15 protein-coding genes are annotated in these 21,827 nt (G+C 35.0%); 11 read left to right on the top strand and 4 right to left on the bottom strand.

What is annotated here, in order from left to right; genetic code table 11:
• Positions 1-169 precede the first annotated feature (169 nt).
• The 3 genes from alaS (at position 170) to H611_RS0112190 (ending at position 5,129) form a co-directional block, all read left to right on the top strand.
• Positions 170-2,782: an alanine--tRNA ligase gene (gene alaS, locus H611_RS0112180; RefSeq protein WP_027138639.1), complete on the top strand. Its 2,613-nt coding sequence runs from the start codon at positions 170-172 to the stop codon at positions 2,780-2,782.
• A gap of 35 nt (positions 2,783-2,817) precedes the next feature.
• Positions 2,818-3,777 carry a GSCFA domain-containing protein gene (locus H611_RS0112185; protein ID WP_027138640.1) on the top strand — a complete coding sequence of 320 codons (960 nt, stop codon included), beginning with the start codon at positions 2,818-2,820 and terminating at the stop codon, positions 3,775-3,777.
• Positions 3,778-4,376: 599 nt separating this feature from the next.
• Positions 4,377-5,129 carry an enoyl-CoA hydratase/isomerase family protein gene (locus H611_RS0112190; protein ID WP_027138641.1) on the top strand — a complete coding sequence of 251 codons (753 nt, stop codon included), beginning with the start codon at positions 4,377-4,379 and terminating at the stop codon, positions 5,127-5,129.
• Here H611_RS0112190 and H611_RS0112195 read toward each other — a convergent pair.
• From H611_RS0112195 to H611_RS14825, 3 genes are all read right to left on the bottom strand, one after another.
• A complete protein-coding gene (locus H611_RS0112195; protein WP_027138642.1) occupies positions 5,122-6,879 on the bottom strand; it encodes an aromatic amino acid hydroxylase in 1,758 nt (585 codons plus the stop codon). The genes H611_RS0112190 and H611_RS0112195 overlap by 8 nt on opposite strands.
• Positions 6,880-6,990: 111 nt before the next feature.
• Complete coding sequence (locus tag H611_RS0112200; RefSeq protein WP_027138643.1) at positions 6,991-7,551, bottom strand: DUF4136 domain-containing protein; 561 nt, start codon at positions 7,549-7,551, stop codon at positions 6,991-6,993.
• A gap of 108 nt (positions 7,552-7,659) precedes the next feature.
• On the bottom strand, positions 7,660-7,818 hold the full coding sequence (locus H611_RS14825; RefSeq protein ID WP_169515999.1) for a DUF5522 domain-containing protein: 159 nt from the start codon (positions 7,816-7,818) through the stop codon (positions 7,660-7,662).
• A 117-nt stretch (positions 7,819-7,935) separates the two neighbouring features.
• On the opposite strand from H611_RS14825, the gene H611_RS0112210 reads away from it, so the two are divergent.
• Genes H611_RS0112210 through hemL form a run of 3 tightly spaced genes read left to right on the top strand, consistent with a single transcriptional unit; the run spans position 7,936 to position 11,154 of the window.
• Positions 7,936-8,841, top strand: coding sequence for a 1-aminocyclopropane-1-carboxylate deaminase/D-cysteine desulfhydrase (locus H611_RS0112210; protein WP_027138644.1), 906 nt, complete (start codon positions 7,936-7,938; stop codon positions 8,839-8,841).
• Between the two features lie 4 nt (positions 8,842-8,845).
• Positions 8,846-9,844 carry a glycoside hydrolase family 73 protein gene (locus tag H611_RS14310; protein ID WP_316928855.1) on the top strand — a complete coding sequence of 333 codons (999 nt, stop codon included), beginning with the start codon at positions 8,846-8,848 and terminating at the stop codon, positions 9,842-9,844.
• 23 nt (positions 9,845-9,867) lie between these two features.
• The gene (hemL, locus tag H611_RS0112220) at positions 9,868-11,154 is read left to right on the top strand and encodes a glutamate-1-semialdehyde 2,1-aminomutase (RefSeq protein ID WP_027138645.1); all 1,287 of its coding nucleotides are present in this window, start codon (positions 9,868-9,870) and stop codon (positions 11,152-11,154) included.
• A gap of 77 nt (positions 11,155-11,231) precedes the next feature.
• Here hemL and H611_RS0112225 read toward each other — a convergent pair whose 3' ends face one another.
• Positions 11,232-11,699 carry a hypothetical protein gene (locus tag H611_RS0112225; RefSeq protein ID WP_027138646.1) on the bottom strand — a complete coding sequence of 156 codons (468 nt, stop codon included), beginning with the start codon at positions 11,697-11,699 and terminating at the stop codon, positions 11,232-11,234.
• 705 nt (positions 11,700-12,404) lie between these two features.
• Here H611_RS0112225 and H611_RS0112230 point away from each other — a divergent pair.
• The 5 genes from H611_RS0112230 to H611_RS0112250 all read left to right on the top strand — a co-directional run bounded on the left by H611_RS0112230 (position 12,405) and on the right by H611_RS0112250 (position 21,797).
• Positions 12,405-13,550 carry a helix-turn-helix domain-containing protein gene (locus H611_RS0112230; RefSeq protein ID WP_027138647.1) on the top strand — a complete coding sequence of 382 codons (1,146 nt, stop codon included), beginning with the start codon at positions 12,405-12,407 and terminating at the stop codon, positions 13,548-13,550.
• A gap of 427 nt (positions 13,551-13,977) precedes the next feature.
• Positions 13,978-15,639, top strand: coding sequence for a coiled-coil domain-containing protein (locus tag H611_RS0112235; RefSeq protein ID WP_027138648.1), 1,662 nt, complete (start codon positions 13,978-13,980; stop codon positions 15,637-15,639).
• A 194-nt stretch (positions 15,640-15,833) separates the two neighbouring features.
• Positions 15,834-18,872: a SusC/RagA family TonB-linked outer membrane protein gene (locus tag H611_RS0112240; protein WP_027138649.1), complete on the top strand. Its 3,039-nt coding sequence runs from the start codon at positions 15,834-15,836 to the stop codon at positions 18,870-18,872.
• Positions 18,873-18,891: 19 nt separating this feature from the next.
• Positions 18,892-20,307 (top strand): RagB/SusD family nutrient uptake outer membrane protein, encoded by a 1,416-nt coding sequence (locus H611_RS0112245; protein ID WP_027138650.1) that lies wholly within the window; start codon positions 18,892-18,894, stop codon positions 20,305-20,307.
• A gap of 11 nt (positions 20,308-20,318) precedes the next feature.
• Entirely contained in the window at positions 20,319-21,797 is a 1,479-nt protein-coding gene (locus H611_RS0112250; protein ID WP_084158186.1) for an FISUMP domain-containing protein, read from the top strand.
• The last annotated feature ends 30 nt before the right edge of the window (positions 21,798-21,827 follow it).

The following is a 21,827-nucleotide window of genomic DNA, read 5'->3' on the forward strand; positions in this document are numbered from 1 at the left end:
TTTGAATTTTGAGAAAGTAAAGATAAAAATTGTTTTGGTATAAAAATAATTTAAGCAGACTGTAACCAGAATAAATAAACGAGAAAAGACCTGTATTTAAATTGATTTTTGAGGTAATTAATTAGTTTTTAAAGTGCTACAGGTGAAAAAAAAGCGAATAGCATAACACATGAAATCACAAGATATTCGATCGAAGTTTTTAAGTTTTTTTGAAGATAAAAAGCACAGTATTGTTCCATCGGCACCTATGGTGTTAAAGGACGATCCGACCCTTATGTTTGTAAATTCGGGAATGGCCCCGTTTAAAGAGTATTTTCTGGGGAATGCCGTGCCAAAAAACACTCGATTAACAGATTCTCAAAAGTGTTTACGTGTTTCCGGTAAGCACAACGATTTAGAAGAAGTAGGTTATGATACGTATCACCATACTTTATTTGAAATGTTGGGGAACTGGAGTTTTGGCGATTACTTTAAAAAAGAAGCTATTGCCTGGGCTTGGGAATTATTAACAGAGGTATTCGGTATCGATGAAGATATTTTATATGTTACCGTTTTTGAAGGGGATGAAAAGGATAATTTGCCAATGGATCAGGAAGCTTACGATTTATGGAAAGCCATTGTTCCTGAGGATAGAATATTAATGGGGAATAAAAAGGATAACTTCTGGGAAATGGGCGATCAGGGACCCTGCGGACCATGTAGTGAAATTCACGTTGATATTCGTTCTGCCGAAGAAAAGGCCAAAATTTCTGGTAAAGATTTAGTGAATCAAGATCATCCTCAGGTTGTTGAAATCTGGAATCTTGTATTTATGCAATACAATCGTAAAGCTAACGGAAGTCTGGAAAGTCTTCCAGATAAGCATATCGATACAGGTATGGGCTTTGAACGTTTATGTATGGTCTTGCAAGGTGTTCAATCTAATTACGATACCGACGTTTTTACCCCGATTATTCGTGAAATTGAAACCATTACCAATACAGAATATGGTAAAGATGAAACAGTAGATGTAGCCATTCGTGTTATTTCAGATCACGTGCGTGCCGTAGCCTTTGCTATTGCCGATGGGCAATTGCCAAGTAATAATGGTGCGGGTTATGTAATTCGTAGAATTTTACGTCGAGCGGTGCGTTACGGATTTACTTTTTTAGATAAAAAAGAACCGTTTATTTATAAACTAGTTGAAGTGTTAAGTGCCAAAATGGGAGATGCATTTCCAGAAATAAAATCTCAAAAAGCTTTAGTTAAAAATGTGATTAAGGAAGAAGAACAGTCTTTTTTAAGAACGTTAGAACAAGGGTTGGTCCTTTTAAATGGTATAGTTAGCAGTACTAAAGGTGATACCGTTTCAGGAGAAAAGGCTTTTGAATTATACGATACTTACGGATTCCCAATCGATTTAACAGCTTTGATTCTTTCAGAAAAAGGATTGAAATTAGATGAGAAAGGTTTTAATGAAGAGCTTCAGAAGCAAAAGAACCGTTCACGAGCAGCTAGCGAAATGAGTACCGACGATTGGACCATTCTTCAGGAAGATGCCGAGGAAGAATTTATTGGTTACGATAGGTTGGAAGCAAACATAAAATTAACCCGATACAGAAAAGTTGTTTCAAAAAAAGCCGGAGAAATGTATCAGTTAGTTTTCAATTTAACGCCATTTTATCCGGAAGGTGGTGGTCAGGTAGGTGATAGGGGATATCTAGAGGATGTACATGGCGATATTGTATACATTTTAGATACTAAGAAAGAAAATAACGTTATTATTCATTTTGCTAAAAATCTACCAAAACATTTAAACGAAAGTTTTAAGGCTGTTGTAAACGAACACGAACGTCGCAGAACAGAAAGCAATCACTCGGCAACTCACTTATTACATCAGGCGTTACGTGAAATTTTAGGTGCGCACGTAGAGCAAAAGGGTAGTGCTGTACAATCGAAAGCTTTACGTTTTGATTTTTCGCATTTCTCAAAGCTTACTCCAGAGGAAATTAGTGATGTTGAAAATTTTGTAAATGCGAGAATAGCAGAAAAACTTCCTTTGGTTGAAAAGCGAAATATTCCCAAAGAAGAGGCTATTGCAGAAGGCGCTATGAGTTTGTTTGGTGAGAAATATGGTGATACCGTGCGGGCTATTCGTTTTGGGCAATCTATAGAATTATGTGGAGGAACACACGTTGAAAACACGGCTGATATTTGGCATTTTAAAATAGTTTCTGAAGGAGCTGTTGCTGCTGGTATTCGTCGTATAGAAGCTATTACAAATGAAGCTGCCAAAGAGTTTTATTTCGAAAATAGTCGCGTGTTTTCAGAAATGAAAGCTTTATTAAACAATGCTAAAGAGCCTGTTAAGGCGTTAAAGACCCTTCAGGAAGAGAATAATAGTTTAAAAAAGGAAATAGAAGCTTTGTTAAAAGATAAAGCTAAAAATGCTATCGTTGAACTAAAAAGTGAATTAACCGAATTAAATGGTGTTCAATTTTTAGCGAAACAATTAGATCTGGATGCTGGTGGATTAAAAGATGTTGCGTTCGATTTAGGTAGCCAAATGGATAATTTATTTTTATTATTTGGAACGGAACAAAATGGCAAAGCTATGTTGTCTTGTTATATTTCTAAAGAATTAGTAGCTAGTAAAGGTTTAAATGCCGGACAGGTAGTTAGAGAGTTAGGTAAGTATATTCAAGGCGGTGGCGGCGGACAGCCGTTTTTTGCAACTGCAGGAGGAAAGAATCCTGATGGTATTCAGCAAGCACTTGATGAAGCTAAAAAATATATTCAGTAAATTTGATATTCCCGCGTAAGCGGGAATTTTATTTAATGCACTTACAAACAAAAATACCAATCGCAAAGCAATCTGAGAATCTTTTAGATTATCAAGCTCAGGTATTGTTACTGGGATCTTGTTTTGTTGAAAATATAGGTAAGAAATTAGAATATTATAAATTTCAAAATTTAAAGAATCCATTTGGGGTACTATTTCAGCCTACAGCTATTGAGCGTTTATTGGTTCGAGCTGAGAAAAAGGAAATGTTTACAGAATCAGACGTGTTTTATCATAATGAACGTTGGCATTGTTTTGATGCACATTCAAAATTAAGTGCTACCAATCAAAGCGAACTGCTAACCAGTTTAAACCGTCAGTTAGAGTTAACACGAGAGGGGATTCAATCCGCTTCACATATAGTTATTACCTTAGGGACTGCCTGGGTGTATCGTTTTTTAAATTCGAATACATTAGTAGCTAATTGTCATAAAGTCCCGCAAAAGCAGTTTAAAAAGGAATTGCTGCCTGTTGAAGCTATTATTACCTCTTTAAATAGTTTATCTGAAGCTATTAGAGCTATAAATTCAGAAGCAACACTCATTTTTACGGTATCACCAGTTCGTCATTTAAAAGATGGGTTTGTAGAAAATACATTGAGTAAATCGCATTTAATTACCGCCGTTCATAAGTTTATTAAACGTGATACAGATAACAGGTCTGAAGTATATTTTCCTTCTTATGAAATTATGATGGACGAACTAAGGGATTATCGTTTTTATGCGGATGATATGGTACACCCTAATTCTTTGGCTGTAAATTATATTTGGGAGCGATTTACTGCTTCTTGGTGCAGTACGGAAACTTTAAAAACCATGGAAGCCGTAGCAGACATTCAAAAAGCATTACAACATAAGCCATTTAATCCTGATTCCTTGGCTCATAAGAAGTTTTTATTGAAAACTGAGAGTAAAATTAAGCAGGTTCAAGCTCAATTTCCATGTATAAAATTTTAATCATAAGTTTTGATATACAATTGATTAGTTGATGTTTTTTTGGTCTAAATTATGTGCGAAACTTATAATGATTCAACTGTGTAATTTCTTATTGCGTTTAATCTTATATAATAACAGTTTGTCGAATATTTACTCGATAAACGGTTTTATGAGTTAAATTAGTATGCTATTAATCAGTTCATATAGAAACACCAATCGTTAATTTTTTAAATTAAAGGTTGGTGTTTTTTTATGCTTATTTTTAAGATAACACGAGGTGAATTAATCGAGTTAATAATTTCAATATATTTTCTTAACGTTTAAATAATTTTATTCAGAAGTATTGATATTATATTTGTAACAGCTTAAAGTTAGTTAGTTTAACATTAGTTAGGCTTCATATGTCGAAGAAAACTAATGTTTTTTGTAATTACTTGTTATGAGATAGTTTTTAAAATTAATGAAACGCTAATCTTTCAATAATATATTTAAAAAACCTATACTATATTTTTTATACAGCTATTAATCAAATGACATTAGTTAGGCTTCAATTGTCGGAGGTAAACTAATGTTTTTTTATGTATATTCAACTCCTAAAAAGAAACAGAATTTATTAAGGCATGAAAAAACCGGATGTATCGTTAAGCATAAATAATAGAGTGGGGTATATTGAATTTTATCATCCCAATCATAATGCTATGCCGAGCGATGTATTACTCGAGTTGGAGGAAACTATTACTTTAGCAGGAAGAAGCGATGCTATTGCTGTTATTGTTCTAAAAAGTGCGGGTGATAGGACGTTTTGTGCTGGAGCGAGTTTTAATGAGTTGATAGCTATTAACAGTGTTCAAGACGGAGAACAGTTTTTTTCGGGATTTGCGGGTGTTATAAATGCGATGCGTGTTTGTCCTAAACTGATAATTGGTCGTATACAGGGAAAGGCCGTTGGAGGTGGAGTTGGTCTTGCTTCAGCTAGTGATTATTGTTTGGCCACACAATATGCATCCATAAAATTGAGTGAATTAAGCATAGGTATTGGTCCTTTCGTTATTGAGCCCGCTGTTACCAGAAAAATAGGTATGACTGCAATGTCGCAAATGACGCTTAATGCCACCGAATTTTATTCCGCTGAATGGGCGAAATCTAAAGGCTTGTATGCCGAAGTATTCGATGACATAGAAGCCCTAGATTTGGCAGTAACAACTTTAGCTGAAAAATTAAGCAGCTATAACCCCGAAGCTTTAGAGCACATGAAAAGCGTGTTTTGGGAAGGTACTAATCATTGGGGAACGTTACTTAAAGAGCGTGCAAAAGTAAGTGGGAAATTAGTGTTAAGCGATTTTACCAAAGCTGCTTTAAAACGATTTAAATAGATACTTTTTTATTAATAATCGCTAGCCCATCATCGATTAATTTACCCACTTCAGGTTTGTTTTGTTTTACCGTTTCCAAATGATTCAAAATGCGTTTAGCTAATAAGGCTTCATGTCCTATAATAGCTAACTCGTATAGTTCAACAGATAATAACCAATCTAAAGGATAATTCTCTATAAGTTCGTCTAAAACTTTAGAGCGAGAAATGGTGCGATTTTTATTTTCCCTATAGTCACGAACTTGTTGATAAAGTAATTCTAATTTTAATTCCTTCTCAGATTTTTTATTGTGAATGGTTTCAAATGTAGGAACGCGTGTAATAAGATCAAAACTATTTAAATCGGCAGGCCCAGAAAATGCAGATACGATGCTTTTACCTACAGCCATATGGTATATGCCCATGTCAGGCGTAAATAAAATTTGATCCTGATGTTTTACGGTGCAATTTTTAAAGCTGATTAAGATAATTTTGCCTTTTAAGTTGCGTTTTCCGGTAATAATTTCTCCTGAAACTGAAATGCCTCCTTCAAACTCCAAAGTGGTAATATATTCTTCATAGATATTGTAAGCGCTCAAGTCGCGCGGACTCATATCTTCAATGGCAATATTAATACCTTTTAGTTTGCCTATTGGAGAGCCGTAACCATTATTATGATTTAGGATTCCGTGTCCTACCAATTCTTTTTCCCGATATGATAAGGCTGTTTTACCCTTAGTTTGGAAGTAAATAGGATGGTTATCAAAAGAAATAACTTGATTGAATACGCCAGAAATTTGTAGACCCGTACTTAATTCGATAGTACCTAATGCTTTCGATTTTATAAGTTTATTAATACCTGTTAACCCGCCTTTTCTTAACCCCATAGTGTTAGCAAACTCTTCTAGCACCAAACTTAAATGGGCAAAATCAGGTGTAACAAATAGCTGTGGCTGAGGTTTAGTGATATCAAATTCCTGATAAGCCGCTTCAATGGTATAAGGGTGTTTTTTTACTTCGTTGGTCATGCACCAGGCGCTTTCACCTATGGAAGATAAAAGGCCGGCACCGTATATTTTAGGGTTTTCTAAGGTGCCTATTAAACCATATTCAACGGTCCACCAGTGGAGGTTTCTAATTAGTGCCATTTCACTGGGTTCTCCCATGTTTTGCTGTAATTCTTCAACTTTTTTTTCAGCCAAATTAATAGCATCTGCACTAGTGTTGGGAGCTTCTTTTATTATTGATAAATGTCTTACAGCTTCGTAGAGTTCATAATCTTTAGCTGATGAAATAGCTTTACAACCAATTTCTCCAAAGCGACGTAGGTATTCGGCGTACTCCGGATTCGCGATGATGGGAGCATGTCCGGCACCTTCGTGAATAATATCGGGGGCAGGTGTGTATTCGATGTGCTCCAATTGTCTGATGTCACTCGCAATAACCAGGACATTATAAGCTTGAAATTCCATGAAGGCATTTGGAGGGATGAATCCATCAACAGCAACAGCTGCCCAGCCAATATCTTTAAGAATTCTATTCATGCCGTACATGTTAGGAATGCTTTCAATAGAAATACCTGTTTGCCTTAGACCATCTAAATAAGATTTATGGGCCACTTTACTTAGAAAGTCGACATTTTTGCGCATTACATAACGCCAAACAGCCTGATTAATGGCAGAATAGTCCTCGTAATTTTGAGGTTTTATAAATTGTAACAAGTGTTTTGGTAACTTGTTTAATACCGGATTTGTTTCAATAGAATTTAGCATATTATTAGTTTAGTTTGGGTGTCACTAAAATTAAGAATAATGCTATGAAAGAATGTGAGAGATATGTTAAAATAAAAAAAGCAACTCTATCAGTTGCTTTTTAAAAGTATTTTATTTTTCCATTAGCGGTGGATATTTGGCCATTATTTCGGAGACAAACTCATTGATGCGTTCAATTTTTTTATCAACATTTTGAGTTAAGTACCCTGTACCCATACCTTGCCAAACTAACTCTTTTTTATCGGCATCAAGCAAATCTATGTATAATACGCCTTCTGTTGAGGTTGATACATTAGGTTGACCATAGTAGTCCCAGCCCCAGCCCCAGCGTGGTCCGTAGAAGCCACCCCAGCCCCAACCACCGTAACCCCAGTAGTTGTTGTAAACGTCTACACGCTGATTAGATTTAGTAAATATGCTTACCAGAATATCTGGATTTTCAGATTTAGTATAACCTTTAGCAATTAATTCGGCTTCGATGGCGCGCAATATACGGCGCTTATCCAGATCGCTGATTTCTGCCTTGTCTATGCCTGTTTTAAAGAAAGCGAAAGTTTTGTATTCTCTAAAATTTACATTTCTATCAAAATCAGCAGCAACACGCACAGAATTGCATGAAGAAACCACAAGCATTATGATTAATAGCGAAGTTGTTTTTAGTATATTTCTCATAGCAAAGTAATATTTATTGGGTTAAATAACCATCTAGTATTTAGATGATTGTGTGTCATAACATCAGCAATAATCGTACCAATATTGGTCGTTTTACTTAAGAGGGTATTACATACTATTTGTCTTTTTATTGTAACCAAATGGACAATGTCTGCAACCACTTTGACAGCAATAACCTCTTTTTAAATGATACTGTTCTGTAAAACAGCGGTAACCTTCGGGTGTTAAATAATAATCACCTTCTTCAACTGGAATAATCTTTTTCATATATTATACAAAGATAGCGTAATACTCACAAAAATCCACTATGAATTACGTTGTGGGAGGCTATTTGGATGTTAATCCCATATGCTTTTTAGACAAATTTAAGGTATCTTCGCAACCATGATTTTTAATATTGAAAATAGCATAAATCAACAAATATATGTTCCCGAATCATATGGTGTTCAACTGGAATTGAAAAGGGAAGATGCTATACATGAATTTGTTTCTGGAAATAAATATAGAAAGTTAAAATATAATCTGCAGGAGGCTAAAAAACAAGGTTCTAAGACTTTGTTAACTTTTGGTGGAGCATTTTCAAATCATATTGCGGCGGTTGCGGCGGCAGGAGCACTTTTAGACTTTAAGACGATTGGTGTTATTAGGGGTGAAGAACTGCAACCACATAGTAATGCAACATTGCAGTTTGCATCGCAACACGGTATGAAGTTTATGTTTGTAAGTCGTGAAATGTATCGCGAGAAAGTGGAGAAACATGTTATAGATCAACTAAAGAAGGAATTTGGTGATTTTTATTTGGTGCCTGAAGGAGGAACCAATGGTTTGGCAGTTAAAGGGTGTGAAGAAATTATAACTGAAACCGACAGGGATTTTCACTATTTGTGTTGTGCTGTCGGAACCGGAGGAACTATATCGGGGATTATTAATAGTTCAGGACCTAATCAGAAGGTTATTGGATTTCCAGCTTTAAAAGGCAACTTTTTACAAAAAGATATTAATAACTTTGTAAGTAAAACTAATTGGGAACTTAATACGGATTATCATTTTGGTGGTTATGCGAAAATAAATGCCGAATTAGTGACGTTTATTAATGAGTTTAAAAAAGTTAACCATATACCTTTAGATCCTGTTTATACTGGGAAAATGCTATATGGTATTTTCGATTTAATTAATAAGGGTTATTTTGAAAAAGGTTCAAAAATACTAGCCATTCATACAGGTGGTTTGCAAGGTGTAGAAGGTATGAATGCCAAATTGAAAATAAAAAATCTACCAATAATAGAATAGTGATATGAGGAAATTATGGGTTGTCTTATTTGTAGCTTTATCGCTTTATAATTGTAAATCTAGAAAGGCGGTTACAGTTAAAAGACCAACAAGAACTACTGAACGTGTGGTTATAAAAACAGAGGAACCTAAGATTGAGAAAACCGCTGAAACTCCAGTTGTTAAAACTTATGCAAGTGCGGTTGAACAGTACATTGATACTTATAAGGAAGTCGCCAAAAATGAAATGAGGCTTTATAAAATCCCGGCAAGTATTACCATGGCTCAGGGGATTTTAGAATCAGGTTCCGGTAAAGGTAGGTTGTCGATAGAAGCAAATAATCATTTCGGAATTAAATGTCACGACTGGACCGGTGCTCGTATTTATCATGATGATGATAGAGACCAGGAATGCTTTAGAAAATATGTAGATGCCAAATATTCTTATAGGGATCATTCTTTGTTTTTAAGTGAAAGACGCCGTTATTCCGGATTGTTCGATTTGAAACCAGACGATTACAAAGGTTGGGCCAAGGGTTTAAAGGCTGCGGGGTATGCAACCGATAGAAAGTACCCAACAAAGCTAATAGCGCTTATCGAGCGTTATGAATTGTATAAATTCGATGATGAGGTGCTTGGTACAAAACGAAAAAGAAAGGAAGAGGATCTTCAGGATATTATAGAGCCTATCCCCTCGAATACGCAAGTAGCCTCAATACATATTGTTGAGAAAGGAGATACCATGTATTCCTTGTCAAAAAAATATGGTGTTACTGTTGATGATATTAAAAAATTAAATAGTCTATCGGGAACTTCACTGAGTATCGGTCAGGAATTAAAAATAAATGGAGTTATTGAAGAAGCTGTGCAGCAAGTGGTAACGGTACAAACATATTATGTAGAAAGAGGAGATACCCTTTATTCTATTTCTAAAAAACACAATACTACAGTTGAGGCCTTAAAATCGCTAAATAAATTAGTAGGTAATGAGTTGAGTATTGGTCAAGAATTACGAATAAAATAAAACAAAAAGAATAAGAATTTATTATGATTTATAAACGAAGTAGTGCCTTATTTGCAGAGGCAGAGCAAGTTATTCCTGGAGGTGTAAATTCACCGGTAAGAGCTTTTAAAGCGGTTGGTGGAACTCCTATTTTTGTGAAAGAAGCTAAAGGAGCTTATTTGTTTGATGAGGATGGAAATAGATTGGTAGATTACATTAATTCCTGGGGGCCGATGATTTTAGGGCATGCCCACAAACCCGTTGTTGATGCGGTTGTTGAAAAGGCTCAAAAGGGAACTTCGTTTGGGATGCCAACTGAAATTGAAACTAAAATAGCGGCCTTGGCTATTTCTATGGTACCAAATATCGATAAAATACGATTTGTTAATTCGGGTACTGAAGCTTGTATGAGTGCGGTGCGTTTGGCTCGTGGTTATACAGGAAAAGATAAAATAATAAAATTTGCTGGTTGTTATCACGGTCATAGTGATTCGTTTTTAATTCAGGCTGGTAGTGGTGCTGTTACTTTCGGTGCGCCTAATAGCCCTGGAGTAACTCAAGGAACAGCTAAAGATACTTTGTTGGCAAAATACAATGATATTGAAAACGTAAGGGCCTTGGTTGAAGCCAATAAAGGAGAAATAGCTTGTATTATTATAGAGCCTGTTGCCGGTAATATGGGCTGTGTGCCTCCTCGGAATAACTTTTTACAAAAGTTAAGAGCATTATGTGATACCCATAATATATTGTTGATTTTCGATGAGGTAATGACTGGCTTTAGGTTAGCCAAAGGTGGCGCTCAGGAGCTTTTTAATATAAAGGCAGATATTGTGTGTTTTGGAAAAGTTATTGGTGGCGGATTGCCTGTTGGTGCTTTTGCTGCAAGCAATGAAATTATGAATCATTTAGCGCCATTGGGGCCAGTATATCAGGCAGGAACCTTAAGTGGGAACCCTTTGGCTATGGCTGCAGGACTCGCTATGTTAACCGAACTAAACAGTGATGTTGAAATTTTTAATCGTTTAGAAGCCAAAACTGCCTATTTGCATGAAGGTATAGAAAAAGTGCTTAAGGCAAATAATGTCACCCATACTATTAATAGGGTTGGTTCTATGATCTCTGTGCATTTCGATAAATCTCCGGTAGTTGATTTTGACACCGCAGCAATGGGTAATAATGATAGCTTTAAAGCATTTTTCCATGGATTACTTAACGAGGGTGTTTATATAGCACCTAGTGCCTTTGAAACCTGGTTTATAACTGATGCATTATCTTATGAAGATTTAGACTTTACTATTGAAGCAGTTAATAAGGTGTCTAAAGCACTTTAAAAATAAAAAGCGCATTTCTTTCATTGAAATGCGCTTTTTCATCTAACTAACTAATTAATTAAAAAAAACAAACTAACCTATCTGTTTCTATTTTTTCGCATTCTATCGTTCATGCGTTTTTTACCATTTTCAGCCATTCGCGCTTGCGCTTTTTCCCATTTATTGAATTGTGCTTCGTTTAAAATGGTCTTCATCTTTTCTTTCAAAGCAATTTGACGGTCTAAACGCGCGTTCATCATATTGTAACGCTCTTCTTTAGTAGGTTTTTGCATATCGCCATCTTCTCTTTTGGCTTTTAAAGCTTCCATTCTGGCTTTACGGTTTTTAGCATTCTCTAAATTTAAATCGTAAATCTCCTTTTGTTGAGCTTCTGTTAAATCTAAATGCAGAGCCATTTTTTTAGTTTGTAAATTGGCTGCTTCTTCAGGAGTTAAATCCATCATTTTTTGCATCTTCTGACCTTTTTTGGGGCCTGGGTTGTTGGGCTGCTGAGCAAAGCTTTGTATTGATAGAAAAGCGAATGCTATGATTAATAATTGTTTCATATCTCAAGTTTTAAAATTGTTTTCTTATTGGACTATTAAAATTTTAAAAGGTTTAATTTTCAGATAGTTTTAACTAACTAAGAGATGAAAGTTGTTATGTTAAGAAGTTGCATAACAGATGAGAATATCTGGTAGAAAGATGAATAGATATATTTGATTAACTCAAAAATTCGCAATAATTAGTAATTGAAAATTTTATTAATTATAATGTTAGTTAATTGTGTTTTATTGAAAATATATCAAAAAACACCTCTGATTCCTTAATAATTTTAACAATTATGCATTTTAATTCTTAAAGAAGATGTAATTTTTAAATTTTGTGTGTTAAACATTTCTAAATTGTTTTAATACATTGGAATAATTACTGACCTTTGCTACGTAGTTTATTTGAAACAAGTAGTATTCAAGAATAAAAAAGTTAATTTTTTAAAATTGAAATTATTAGTTGGTTAATAAATTAAGTTTAGTTGGTTAGTTTGTTAAAACCCAGTAATTAGTAATTACTGGGTTTTTTTTGTTTTAACTTAAATAAATGCTATTTGCTGATTCCAAACTAATAACATGGAATAATAATTATTAAATTAAAAAATAAACACTATTTTTAAAGCAAAAAGAAGAGCTGTTTGCTAGGAAATTGACTACTTAATATAAGAATTATAGTTATGTATTCTTAAAAGCACTCTGATGCTAATCGAAAATTTCTGAATGGTAATAGAAAGTTATTTCGAATTAATATTACTTATGGGAGGGGTGTTATCCTTTCTGTTATCTATGTATCTAATTTTGTATCCAGGAAATTTTTTCCCGAATAGAATTTTAGGAGCATTGGTGTTTTCATGGTCTGTCACCGTATTTGTTTTTATTCTTCATTCAACAGGTTTTTATAGGCGTAATATTCATCTATATGCCGTTTTTGATGTGTTTACCCTTATGTTCTTTCCTTTAATGTATTTGTATTTAAGGAATTATTTGTACAGAGATATTAAACAACCAGGAAGACAGATTTTACATTTTATACCAGCTGTTTTATATCTGTTAGTATTTACGCCATTTTTTTTACAATCTGCCGAGGCAAAACTTAGAATGGTTGAAGCAGGATTTCCGCACTGGTATTTAGTTTCTCAATCTATTTTTAATATTGTTATAATTTTTCAAGGCATATTTTATAGTATCTTTTGTTTAAGAACCATTCACCGTTTTCAGTATTTTAGAAAGAAACACTTGTCTAAATTTCAATTGTCCACGCTGGAGTGGTTGCGCACTTTTGTGTTTATTAATGTGCTTCTTTGGTTGTTTGGTACTACAGGAGCGATTTTAGATATTGCAGGCATCGAGATATTCATCGACCTATTCAAAGTTTTTTATGCTGGTCTAACCTTATTTACTATTGTTTTAGGAGTTTTTACTATAAGAAGACCGGAGTTGTTTTCGGAGGACGAAGATATCCTTAATTTAATACGTGTTAGTAAATCTTATGGAGCTAAAAGTATCACAGATCAAAATAATCAGGATTTTAAGGTGTTGTCTGAATTTATAGAGCGTGACAAGCCATATCTCAAGAATGATTTAAAAATGCAGGACCTGGTGGAGTCAACAGGAATTACATATAAAAGAATCTCTGAAGTGTTCAATAAAAATTTTAATAAAACCTTTTATGAGGTTATGAATGAATACCGGCTCGAGGAGGCTAAGATTTTAATGCGCGATGGATTTCATCGCGATCATACCCTAAGTTATCTTGCCGAAAAAGCAGGATTCAATTCCAAAACTACTTTTAATCGCATATTTAAAAAATATACCGATTTAACACCTTCAGATTATATTAAGGCATTAGATGAATCTTCTCACTAATTGGAAGACTCATATTCTTATAAATTACTTCAATTATTTAACATCCTAAGGAAAATAATTTAACTGAAAACAGTTTTAGTACTGTTAACAGTAATTGTGATTTTAACATTTTTTTTACGTGTTTACTTTTCTTACTAGACTCTAGTTTTTGTCTTTTTTATGCTATAATTAGCATGTGAAACTTTAAGAATGGGCTATGGTTTATCTCTAAATTTTAATTTTAAAGGTCTTTAAAATAGCTCTGTGTAAGTTATTGGTTTGTAGTTTTTTAAGCGAATGGTATCATTAGGTAATTCGTTTCAATACATGCAATGGTACTAATAAACACCTAATGGTGCTTTCATTTTTAACTTAATAATTAATTATGCCACGTCGGAACACAAATTTTAACAAAACCTTAAATATTAATTAACTAAATTTTAAAATTATGAGAATTAAAACCATGTCCTGTTTTGTCTTAGCAGGAATATTGTCACTTAACAGTTGTGTTAAGGGAGACATTGATGATTTACAAAATCAGATTAACGATTTAAATGAGCAAGTTCAGGAACTTGAATCTGCTCAACAACAGGCTTTGTTAGCTGCTATAGCAAAATTAGAAGCAGATATGGCGAGCTTAAATGCAGAATTAGCTGCAGATCTTGCCTTAATTGAGCAAGAAGTTGAAAATAATGCGAATGCCGTGTATTACGGTAATGTGATTACAGAGGCAGATTACGCTGCTTTAGCAGCTCAAGGGGCTACTATTATTACTGGTAAAGTTGTAGTAGCGGGTGATGCTCATGTAACAGCACTTAAAGATGTGAAGTTAATTGGTAAAAATCTTGAGATTGCCGGAGGTACTGCAATTACCATGGATGCTTTACAAAGTGTTGGAGAGGATTTATTAATTTCTGGAGTTAGTGGTGCTAACGCTTCTGTTAATTTAGCAGTGCTAACATCTGTTGGTGGAGATGTAGAAATTATGAATAATTCTGGTCTTACTAGTTTTATGGCAGATGAGCTTGTTTTAGTTTCTGGAGCTCTTATGACTGAAATGAATACAGAATTAGCTGCGCTTTCTGTTGCGAAATTAGACCAAGTTGGAGAGGTTATGATTGATGGCTATTGGGAAGAGAACCCAGATTATTCAGGTGTAGGTAAGTTGGCTACTTTAGAGTTGTCTGGAGCTAATGTGGAAGGAGATTTCTATGTTAATTATATTTCTGAAGTTGAAAATTTAACGGTAGGAAATGTAGGTGGAAACTTAAATTGTTTAAATTCTAAAATTGCGAAAATTACCATAGGAGCGACATCAATTGATGGAGACTTAGTTTTAGAAAATAATTCACTTTTATCAAGTATTGATGTTTTAAACCTTACTAGAATTGAAGGTAAATTAAGCTTAGGCTCTAATACTGATTATAATGGAGGTGGATTAGTTGCAATGCCTGCATTTAACGCTTTAACGTACATTGGAGGCAATGTAAGTATTTCTAATAATACGAGCTTAAAAACTTGTGAGGCTTTCAATAATGTAACCGAAGTAAGAGGTACAAATATTGATTTTTCATCTAACGGAAACCTAGATAATGTAAGTATATTTAATGCCTTGGTAGATACGGCAAATCCAGCATCGCAATGGGGTGATTTCTCACATGCAAGTATTAATATTTTTGCAAATACCTTCTGGTTTAATGGTTTTGAGTCTTTAAAGGAAGTCCTTAATGTTAATATTAATGTAGCTAAAACTGCTGGCCAATTTAATGAAGAAACAGGAGAGTTTGAGCCAGGAGGAGATACATCTAAATTAGAAGGTTTTGATATGTTAACCGATCTTTCTACTTTAACTTTAAATATCGGTGAAATAACAAGTTTTGATGCTTTTGGAGCCTTAAATAATTTCAAGAACTACCAAACATACTTAACGGTATATATGCCGACAGATACTACTGTGGGTATGTGTTCTATGGCACCAATTTTTGCTAAAATTAAAAATGGAGATTTTGACAATTGGAATAATACTAGGTTGGCTGTATTTAAATATAACTGGGCTGATCAAGACAGAGATACTGCAATCGACCAGCTTTTAGCTCCTTGTGGAGTATAATTAATTTCCCCCTAATACTTTAGATTAATAGCTATAATTTCTATGCACCCCTTTTTGGGGTGCTGGAAATTATTAATAAAAAAAATAAGCTCGTTAAACGAGCTTCTTGCAAAGAAAAAAGAAAAATTAAATTACTTAAAACCATCCTTTAAAGAATGAAAAGACTAATAGGCTGCCTAATTATATTCTGCCTAATGGGAGTAAATTATACCTACGCCCAATCAGTTAAGGTAGAAGGCCATGTGAATGATGAAAATGGATTGCCCTTGCCTGGGGTTACAATTGTTGTAGAAGGTACAAGCCAAGGATCTATTACAGATTTTGACGGTTATTATGAAATGTCTATCCCAAATGGAGAGGCAAAGCTGGTCTTTTCTTATGTAGGCATGCAAACACTTACTGTAGCGGTAAATAGCAGAAGCGTTGTAGATGTTGTATTACGAGAAAATGTTGAGGCATTAGAATCGGTTATGGTGGTTGCGTATGGTACAACCACAAAAGAAGCGTACACTGGAGCAGCAGCTGTTATTGATAGCGATATTATCGAAGATCGACCAGTCAGTTCTATGGAAAAGGCGCTTCAAGGTACTACACCTGGTCTTATGGTGTCAAGCGCTTCGGGACAACCGGGAGCAGGATCGACCATAAGAATTCGAGGTATTGGTTCTTTAAGTGCGGGTAGTGCGCCATTATTTGTTTTGGATGGTATCCCTATGTCAGGGTCAATTTCAGATATCAACCCTAATGATATCGATAGTGTTACAGTCTTAAAAGATGCGGCCGCATCTTCACTCTATGGTTCGCGTGCGGCGAACGGAGTTATCCTTATTACTACGAAACAAGGAAAAACAGGCACGACCAAAATTAGTTTAAGTGGACAATTAGGTGTGTCAGAGCGAATTTCTAAAGGTTATGACCTTATGAATTCAACCCAATTTTATGAGCATTCATGGATGGGGCTATACAATGAAGCTTTATTGAGAGGTGAAACCGTAAACGAGGCACAGGTTTATGCACAGAATCAGGTAAAAGCTATAGTGGGATACAATCCTTTTGGAGTAGATAACCCACTAGATAATAATGGTAAATTAATACCAGGCACTCAGGTGCTTACAAATACAAATTGGAGAGATGAAATTTATAAAAATGGCATCATCCAAACTTACAATTTAAATGTGTCAGGAGGTTCAGACCTTACAAAAGTATTTATGTCGTTAGGTTACTTTAACGACTCAGGAACCACGATAGGTTCAGATTTTTCGCGTGTTACAAACAAAATTAATGTTTCACATAAAATAAATGATTTCTTAAACGCAGGGATTAATTCTCATTTATCATATTCAAAAACAAATGCACCGCCAGCAGGTACTGGTGGTGCAAACCCTGTGCGTTCAGCCGAAGTTATTAATGCCGCTTCTCCTGTTTATGATGGGGCCGGAAATTACGAATGGGGAAACACTGCGATTTTCGATTTTAATCCAGTTGGTCTGGCTGCATTAGATAAATACATATATAAAACAAAAAGGGCTGTTGTAAACGCCTATTTAGATGTTGATATTTCGCCATCTTTTAAATTTAGAACCTCAGGTGGTATCGATAATAGCTTAGACGATGGTTTAAACTATTATAATCCCGATCACGGTAATGGGGCTGGAGTTAACGGACGTAGTTCAGCATCCAGATCCGATAATTTAGCTTGGAATATTTCTAATATTTTAACCTATTCCCGTAAAGGAGATTTGTCATATTTAGAAGTGTTAGCTGGTCAGGAAGCATTAGGAGCCGATTATTCTGTGTTATCGGCTGGAGTAACGGAATTTTCAATTCCTGGAAAACCAGATTTGGTATGGGGGTCTAAGCCGGAGCAACCAGGTAGTCTCACATCTTCTTGGACTATGGTGTCTTATTTAACCCAAGTTAAGTACGATTATGATAACCGTTTATATTTATCATCAAGTGCTCGTGTAGATGGAAGTTCTCGTTTTGGAGCAAATAATAAATATGGATTGTTTTACTCTTTTGGTGCTGGTTGGAATATTTCAAAAGAACGTTGGATGCCTGAGTTATCCTGGTTAAACAATGCAAAATTAAGAGCAAGTTATGGTACTTCGGGTAACAATAGTATTGGGAACTATGCTTCTTTACCTTTATATGGTAGTGGTGCTAATTATGGTGGCTACCCGGGTATAACACCAATACAGTTAGAAAATGCCGATTTAAGCTGGGAAAAAATACAAAGTTATAACTTAGGTTTAGAGCTTAGATTGTTCTCGAAATTTGATGCCACCTTCGAGTTTTATAGCCGTAATTCTGATGGGCTGCTGTTCTCCAGACCACTGTCTGCGGGAACAGGGATTGGATCTATTCTAACCAATTTAGCAGAAATGGAAAACTCTGGTATCGAAGCATCATTTAAATATAATTTAATTAACAATGATAATTTTTATAGCTCGATAGGTTTAAACATTTCTACCAATACGAACAAGATCTTAAATTTAACTACCGATCAAATTGTTTCCGGAACTAAACTTTTGGAAGAAGGTAGTAGTATTTATCAGTTTTATATGCGTGAATGGGCTGGAGTAAATCCAAACAATGGTGAACCTATGTGGTTTGTAAATGCAGATTCTGATGATAGAGAAGAAAATACATTACCTGCCAGTGCTTTCGAAGATCCATTAGGATCAGGTAAACAAGTAACAAGTAATTATACCGACGCAGAAAGAAAGCGTTTGGGTACTTCGTTGCCAAAGGTATTCGGTGGTCTTAATTACGATTTAAGCTATAAGAATTTTGCCCTTAATTTTTATTTCTACTATAGTTTAGGAGGTAATGTATATAACAATGATTATGCGGCTAATATGCATGATGGTGTTCAGACGGGATCAAATTTAGCCTTAGATGCAGCAAAGGCATGGACACCTAACAATAGATATACAGATGTTCCGAGATATGTGATTAATAATCAAGATCAGTCTAACCAAATGTCTTCCAGATTTATTGAAGATGCTTCATTCGTGAGACTTAAGAATATTAATTTTTCGTATCAGTTTCCACAAAAGTTATGTAAAACTATGAAGTTGAATAGTTTAAAGGCCTTTGTTTCCGCAGAGAACATTTTAACTTTTACAAGTTTTAAAGGTTTCGATCCTGAAGTTGCCATTAATGGTACAACCAACAATTATATCCCTGGAGTTAAAACAGTTACTATGGGATTAAAATTAGAGCTATAGAAAAATGAAAATATTTGCAATGAAAACAAAAGTTATAACCTTAATAAAAGCAGCTTTTCTCTTATTGATCTTCACAGGATGTGGTCATGATTTTTTAGAGGAGGAGCCTACAGACGCTATTTCAGAAGATGAAGTGTTTGAGTCTTATGTTACGGCCAAAGCCGCATTAATTGGAACCTACGATCAATTAAGTAGTTTTAGTTTTGGAGGACTATACAATCCTATTATGGCAGACATAATGGGGGAAGATGTTATGGTAAACTCTGTAAATAACTGGAATTGGTGGATTGAAGTTTATCAAATGAATTTATTACCAAATTATGTGTATATAAACAATCCTTGGTGGAATGGATATAAATTAATTTATGATACTAATAAAATAATAAATAACTCGGTATATATCCCAGATGCAACGTCCGACGAAATTAATGATTTAGTTGGACAGGCAAGAGTTTTACGTGCCTACACCATGCTGAAATTAGCACAAATGTACAGTTCGGCCTATGCAAAGGATCCACAAACGCCTTCTATATTGTTACCTACGGGTGATGAGGAAGATATTTATACAGGATTTAAGAGAGAGCGCTTATCGGATGTTTACGATTACATTGAAGGAGATCTTACAGCGGCGGCAAATCAGTTAAAAGAAAATGATGATAAAGGCTTTTTTGATCGTCGTGCTGCAAATGCTTTATTGGCAAGGTTATATCTGGATAAAGGGGAATGGGCTTTAGCCAGAGATCATGCGAAATTGGCATATGAGGGCTTAACTTTAATGGATGTTAACGAAATGTACTCCGGATTTAGTACCAGAAATTCAGAAACGATCTATACTATAGCGTATACTCAAGAGGATAATAATACCTACTTAACATTACCTTCATTTTACTGGCCGGTTGGCGGGTATAGTTCCATGCGTGCTAATAAGGATTTTGTTGCGGAATTCAGTACGGCCGATTACAGAAAAGGGTTCTTCCTGAAAATTGATGATATAGATCCAGATAGATTTTTAATTGTAAAATTTGGACACAATAACTCAGTAGGAAATGCAGAACGAATCTGCATCCGTGCATCAGAAATGTTATTGATTGAAGCTGAATGTGAAGCAGAATTAGAAAATTACACACAAGCGCAGGATGCTTTATATAAAATACAAAGACGCTCTAACCCAGGAGTTATAAAAAGTACAGCTACGGGTCAGGAATTAATAGATCAGGTTTTATTGGAAAGAAGAAAGGAATTGTTTGGAGAAGGATTTAGATGGCAGGATATTAAAAGAAGACAATTGCCATTTCACAGAGATGGAGATCATTGGGTTAAATTGTCTTTTGGCCCACAAGATGCTGATTATTATAAAATGACCTTCCCGATTCCTCAATCTGAAATTGATGCTAATGATATGCTTGAAAATTCGGATCAAAATGTAGGGTATTAAAAAAGAAAAATATGCTGAAAAAGAAAAGACTAGATATAATAAAATTAAAGCATCTTATTAGTAGTTGCAGTATGCTACTGCTAATAGCTATGCTTGCATATACCTGTGCCCCGGATGAGGATCCACTGCAATTAAACCCTAATGGCGGGCCAAGTTTTGTTGATATCGAGAATGAAGGCTATGTAATACAATTAAATGCCATACCAGTTAAACCACCTTTAGTTGGTACCTGGCGCATATATATTGGCGAGAATGGCCGTTTTGAAGATATTCATGATCCAAAAACTTTGTTTTATGGTGAACCTGGAGAGACTTATACTTTAGGTTGGGAAATTAGCGACGGAGATAATTATAAGGCATCAAGTATTACGGTGTCTTTTAAACCTCTGAATCCAGTGATTATTACACCTAAAGCAGATGCGGATACATTAAAAAATAACGTGTCGGCTTATTTAAAGGCCGAAGCGCCAAAATTTGGAGCCAGCGGTAAATGGGAAGTTATAAGTGGTGATGGTAGAATAGAAAATGCCGAGAACTTCAAAGCCGAATTTATTGGCAAGGAAAAGTCGGAATATAAAATACGTTGGACTTTAAGTTACGGTTCTAAAGCGGTTTTTAAAGAAGTAGATTTTGTAACCGATGTTCTTAATGCTTATGCCGGACCAGACCAATTAGATATTAAGAATGAAAAAGGGGTTACAGATAAGTATTTTACTTTAGAAGCCTATCTGCCTGCAGGAGCAACTGCAGAATGGGAAGTGGTTAAAAATGCTGAAGTAGCCACAGTTTATAATGCTGGTAATCCGAATTCTTTAATTAAAGGCGTGGCCGATTCACTTTACACTCTAAAATGGAAAGTCATGCTAGATACATACACGTCTGTTGATAGTGTCGATATTAGATTCCGTGGTAAATGGGGTATGTTTAAAGATACACGCGATAATCAAACGTATCGTTATGCCGAAGTAAACGGGCTGGAATGGATGGCCGAAAACTTTAATTATGCCGCCGATCCAGGTAATGGTTCTTGGTATTACGGGCATGCTTTTCGAGCAATTATTGAAGATGGTTATCCTTTAGAAACTAAAGAAGACCGAAAAAAGTACGGTCGTGTTTATTCTATTTTTGCTGCTAAAGATTATGCTCCGGAAGGTTGGCGATTACCAACAGCAACAGAAGTAGGCGATTTAATTGTGTCTCAAGGAGGAACATTATATGCTAAAGATAAATTAGAAGAGGGAGGCCCTACTGGACTAGATTTAGGTTATCCAGGGTATTTGGAGTTCTCAAGTTCTTCCGATCCGGCTTTTCGAAATGTGTTTAGAGGGCAAGATATAACAGGTTTGTACTGGACGGATACTTATGTAGATTATAACGATACAAGTGTTGCTTTATCGCTTACTAAAAATGGGGAATCCATAGATTCAGCCATTTTATTTGCGAGTTACTATGCCTTACCTGTAAGATATGTTAGAGACATTCAAGATTAATATTTCAATTTGAGAGATAATAAAAAATTG

Source organism: Gaetbulibacter saemankumensis DSM 17032, assembly GCF_000425645.1.
Lineage (GTDB): Bacteria > Bacteroidota > Bacteroidia > Flavobacteriales > Flavobacteriaceae > Gaetbulibacter > Gaetbulibacter saemankumensis.

Bases quoted from the DNA above. Each gene is read 5' to 3' on its own strand.
- H611_RS14825 (WP_169515999.1), bottom strand. From the start codon at position 7,818: ATGAAAAAGATTATTCCAGTTGAAGAAGGTGATTATTATTTAACACCC.
- alaS (WP_027138639.1), top strand. From the start codon at position 170: ATGAAATCACAAGATATTCGATCGAAGTTTTTAAGTTTTTTTGAAGAT.
- hemL (WP_027138645.1), top strand. From the start codon at position 9,868: ATGATTTATAAACGAAGTAGTGCCTTATTTGCAGAGGCAGAGCAAGTT.
- H611_RS0112245 (WP_027138650.1), top strand. From the start codon at position 18,892: ATGAAAACAAAAGTTATAACCTTAATAAAAGCAGCTTTTCTCTTATTG.
- H611_RS0112195 (WP_027138642.1), bottom strand. From the start codon at position 6,879: ATGCTAAATTCTATTGAAACAAATCCGGTATTAAACAAGTTACCAAAA.
- H611_RS0112235 (WP_027138648.1), top strand. From the start codon at position 13,978: ATGAGAATTAAAACCATGTCCTGTTTTGTCTTAGCAGGAATATTGTCA.
- H611_RS0112240 (WP_027138649.1), top strand. From the start codon at position 15,834: ATGGGAGTAAATTATACCTACGCCCAATCAGTTAAGGTAGAAGGCCAT.
- H611_RS0112230 (WP_027138647.1), top strand. From the start codon at position 12,405: ATGGTAATAGAAAGTTATTTCGAATTAATATTACTTATGGGAGGGGTG.
- H611_RS14310 (WP_316928855.1), top strand. From the start codon at position 8,846: ATGAGGAAATTATGGGTTGTCTTATTTGTAGCTTTATCGCTTTATAAT.
- H611_RS0112210 (WP_027138644.1), top strand. From the start codon at position 7,936: ATGATTTTTAATATTGAAAATAGCATAAATCAACAAATATATGTTCCC.
- H611_RS0112190 (WP_027138641.1), top strand. From the start codon at position 4,377: ATGAAAAAACCGGATGTATCGTTAAGCATAAATAATAGAGTGGGGTAT.
- H611_RS0112225 (WP_027138646.1), bottom strand. From the start codon at position 11,699: ATGAAACAATTATTAATCATAGCATTCGCTTTTCTATCAATACAAAGC.
- H611_RS0112250 (WP_084158186.1), top strand. From the start codon at position 20,319: ATGCTGAAAAAGAAAAGACTAGATATAATAAAATTAAAGCATCTTATT.
- H611_RS0112185 (WP_027138640.1), top strand. From the start codon at position 2,818: ATGCACTTACAAACAAAAATACCAATCGCAAAGCAATCTGAGAATCTT.
- H611_RS0112200 (WP_027138643.1), bottom strand. From the start codon at position 7,551: ATGAGAAATATACTAAAAACAACTTCGCTATTAATCATAATGCTTGTG.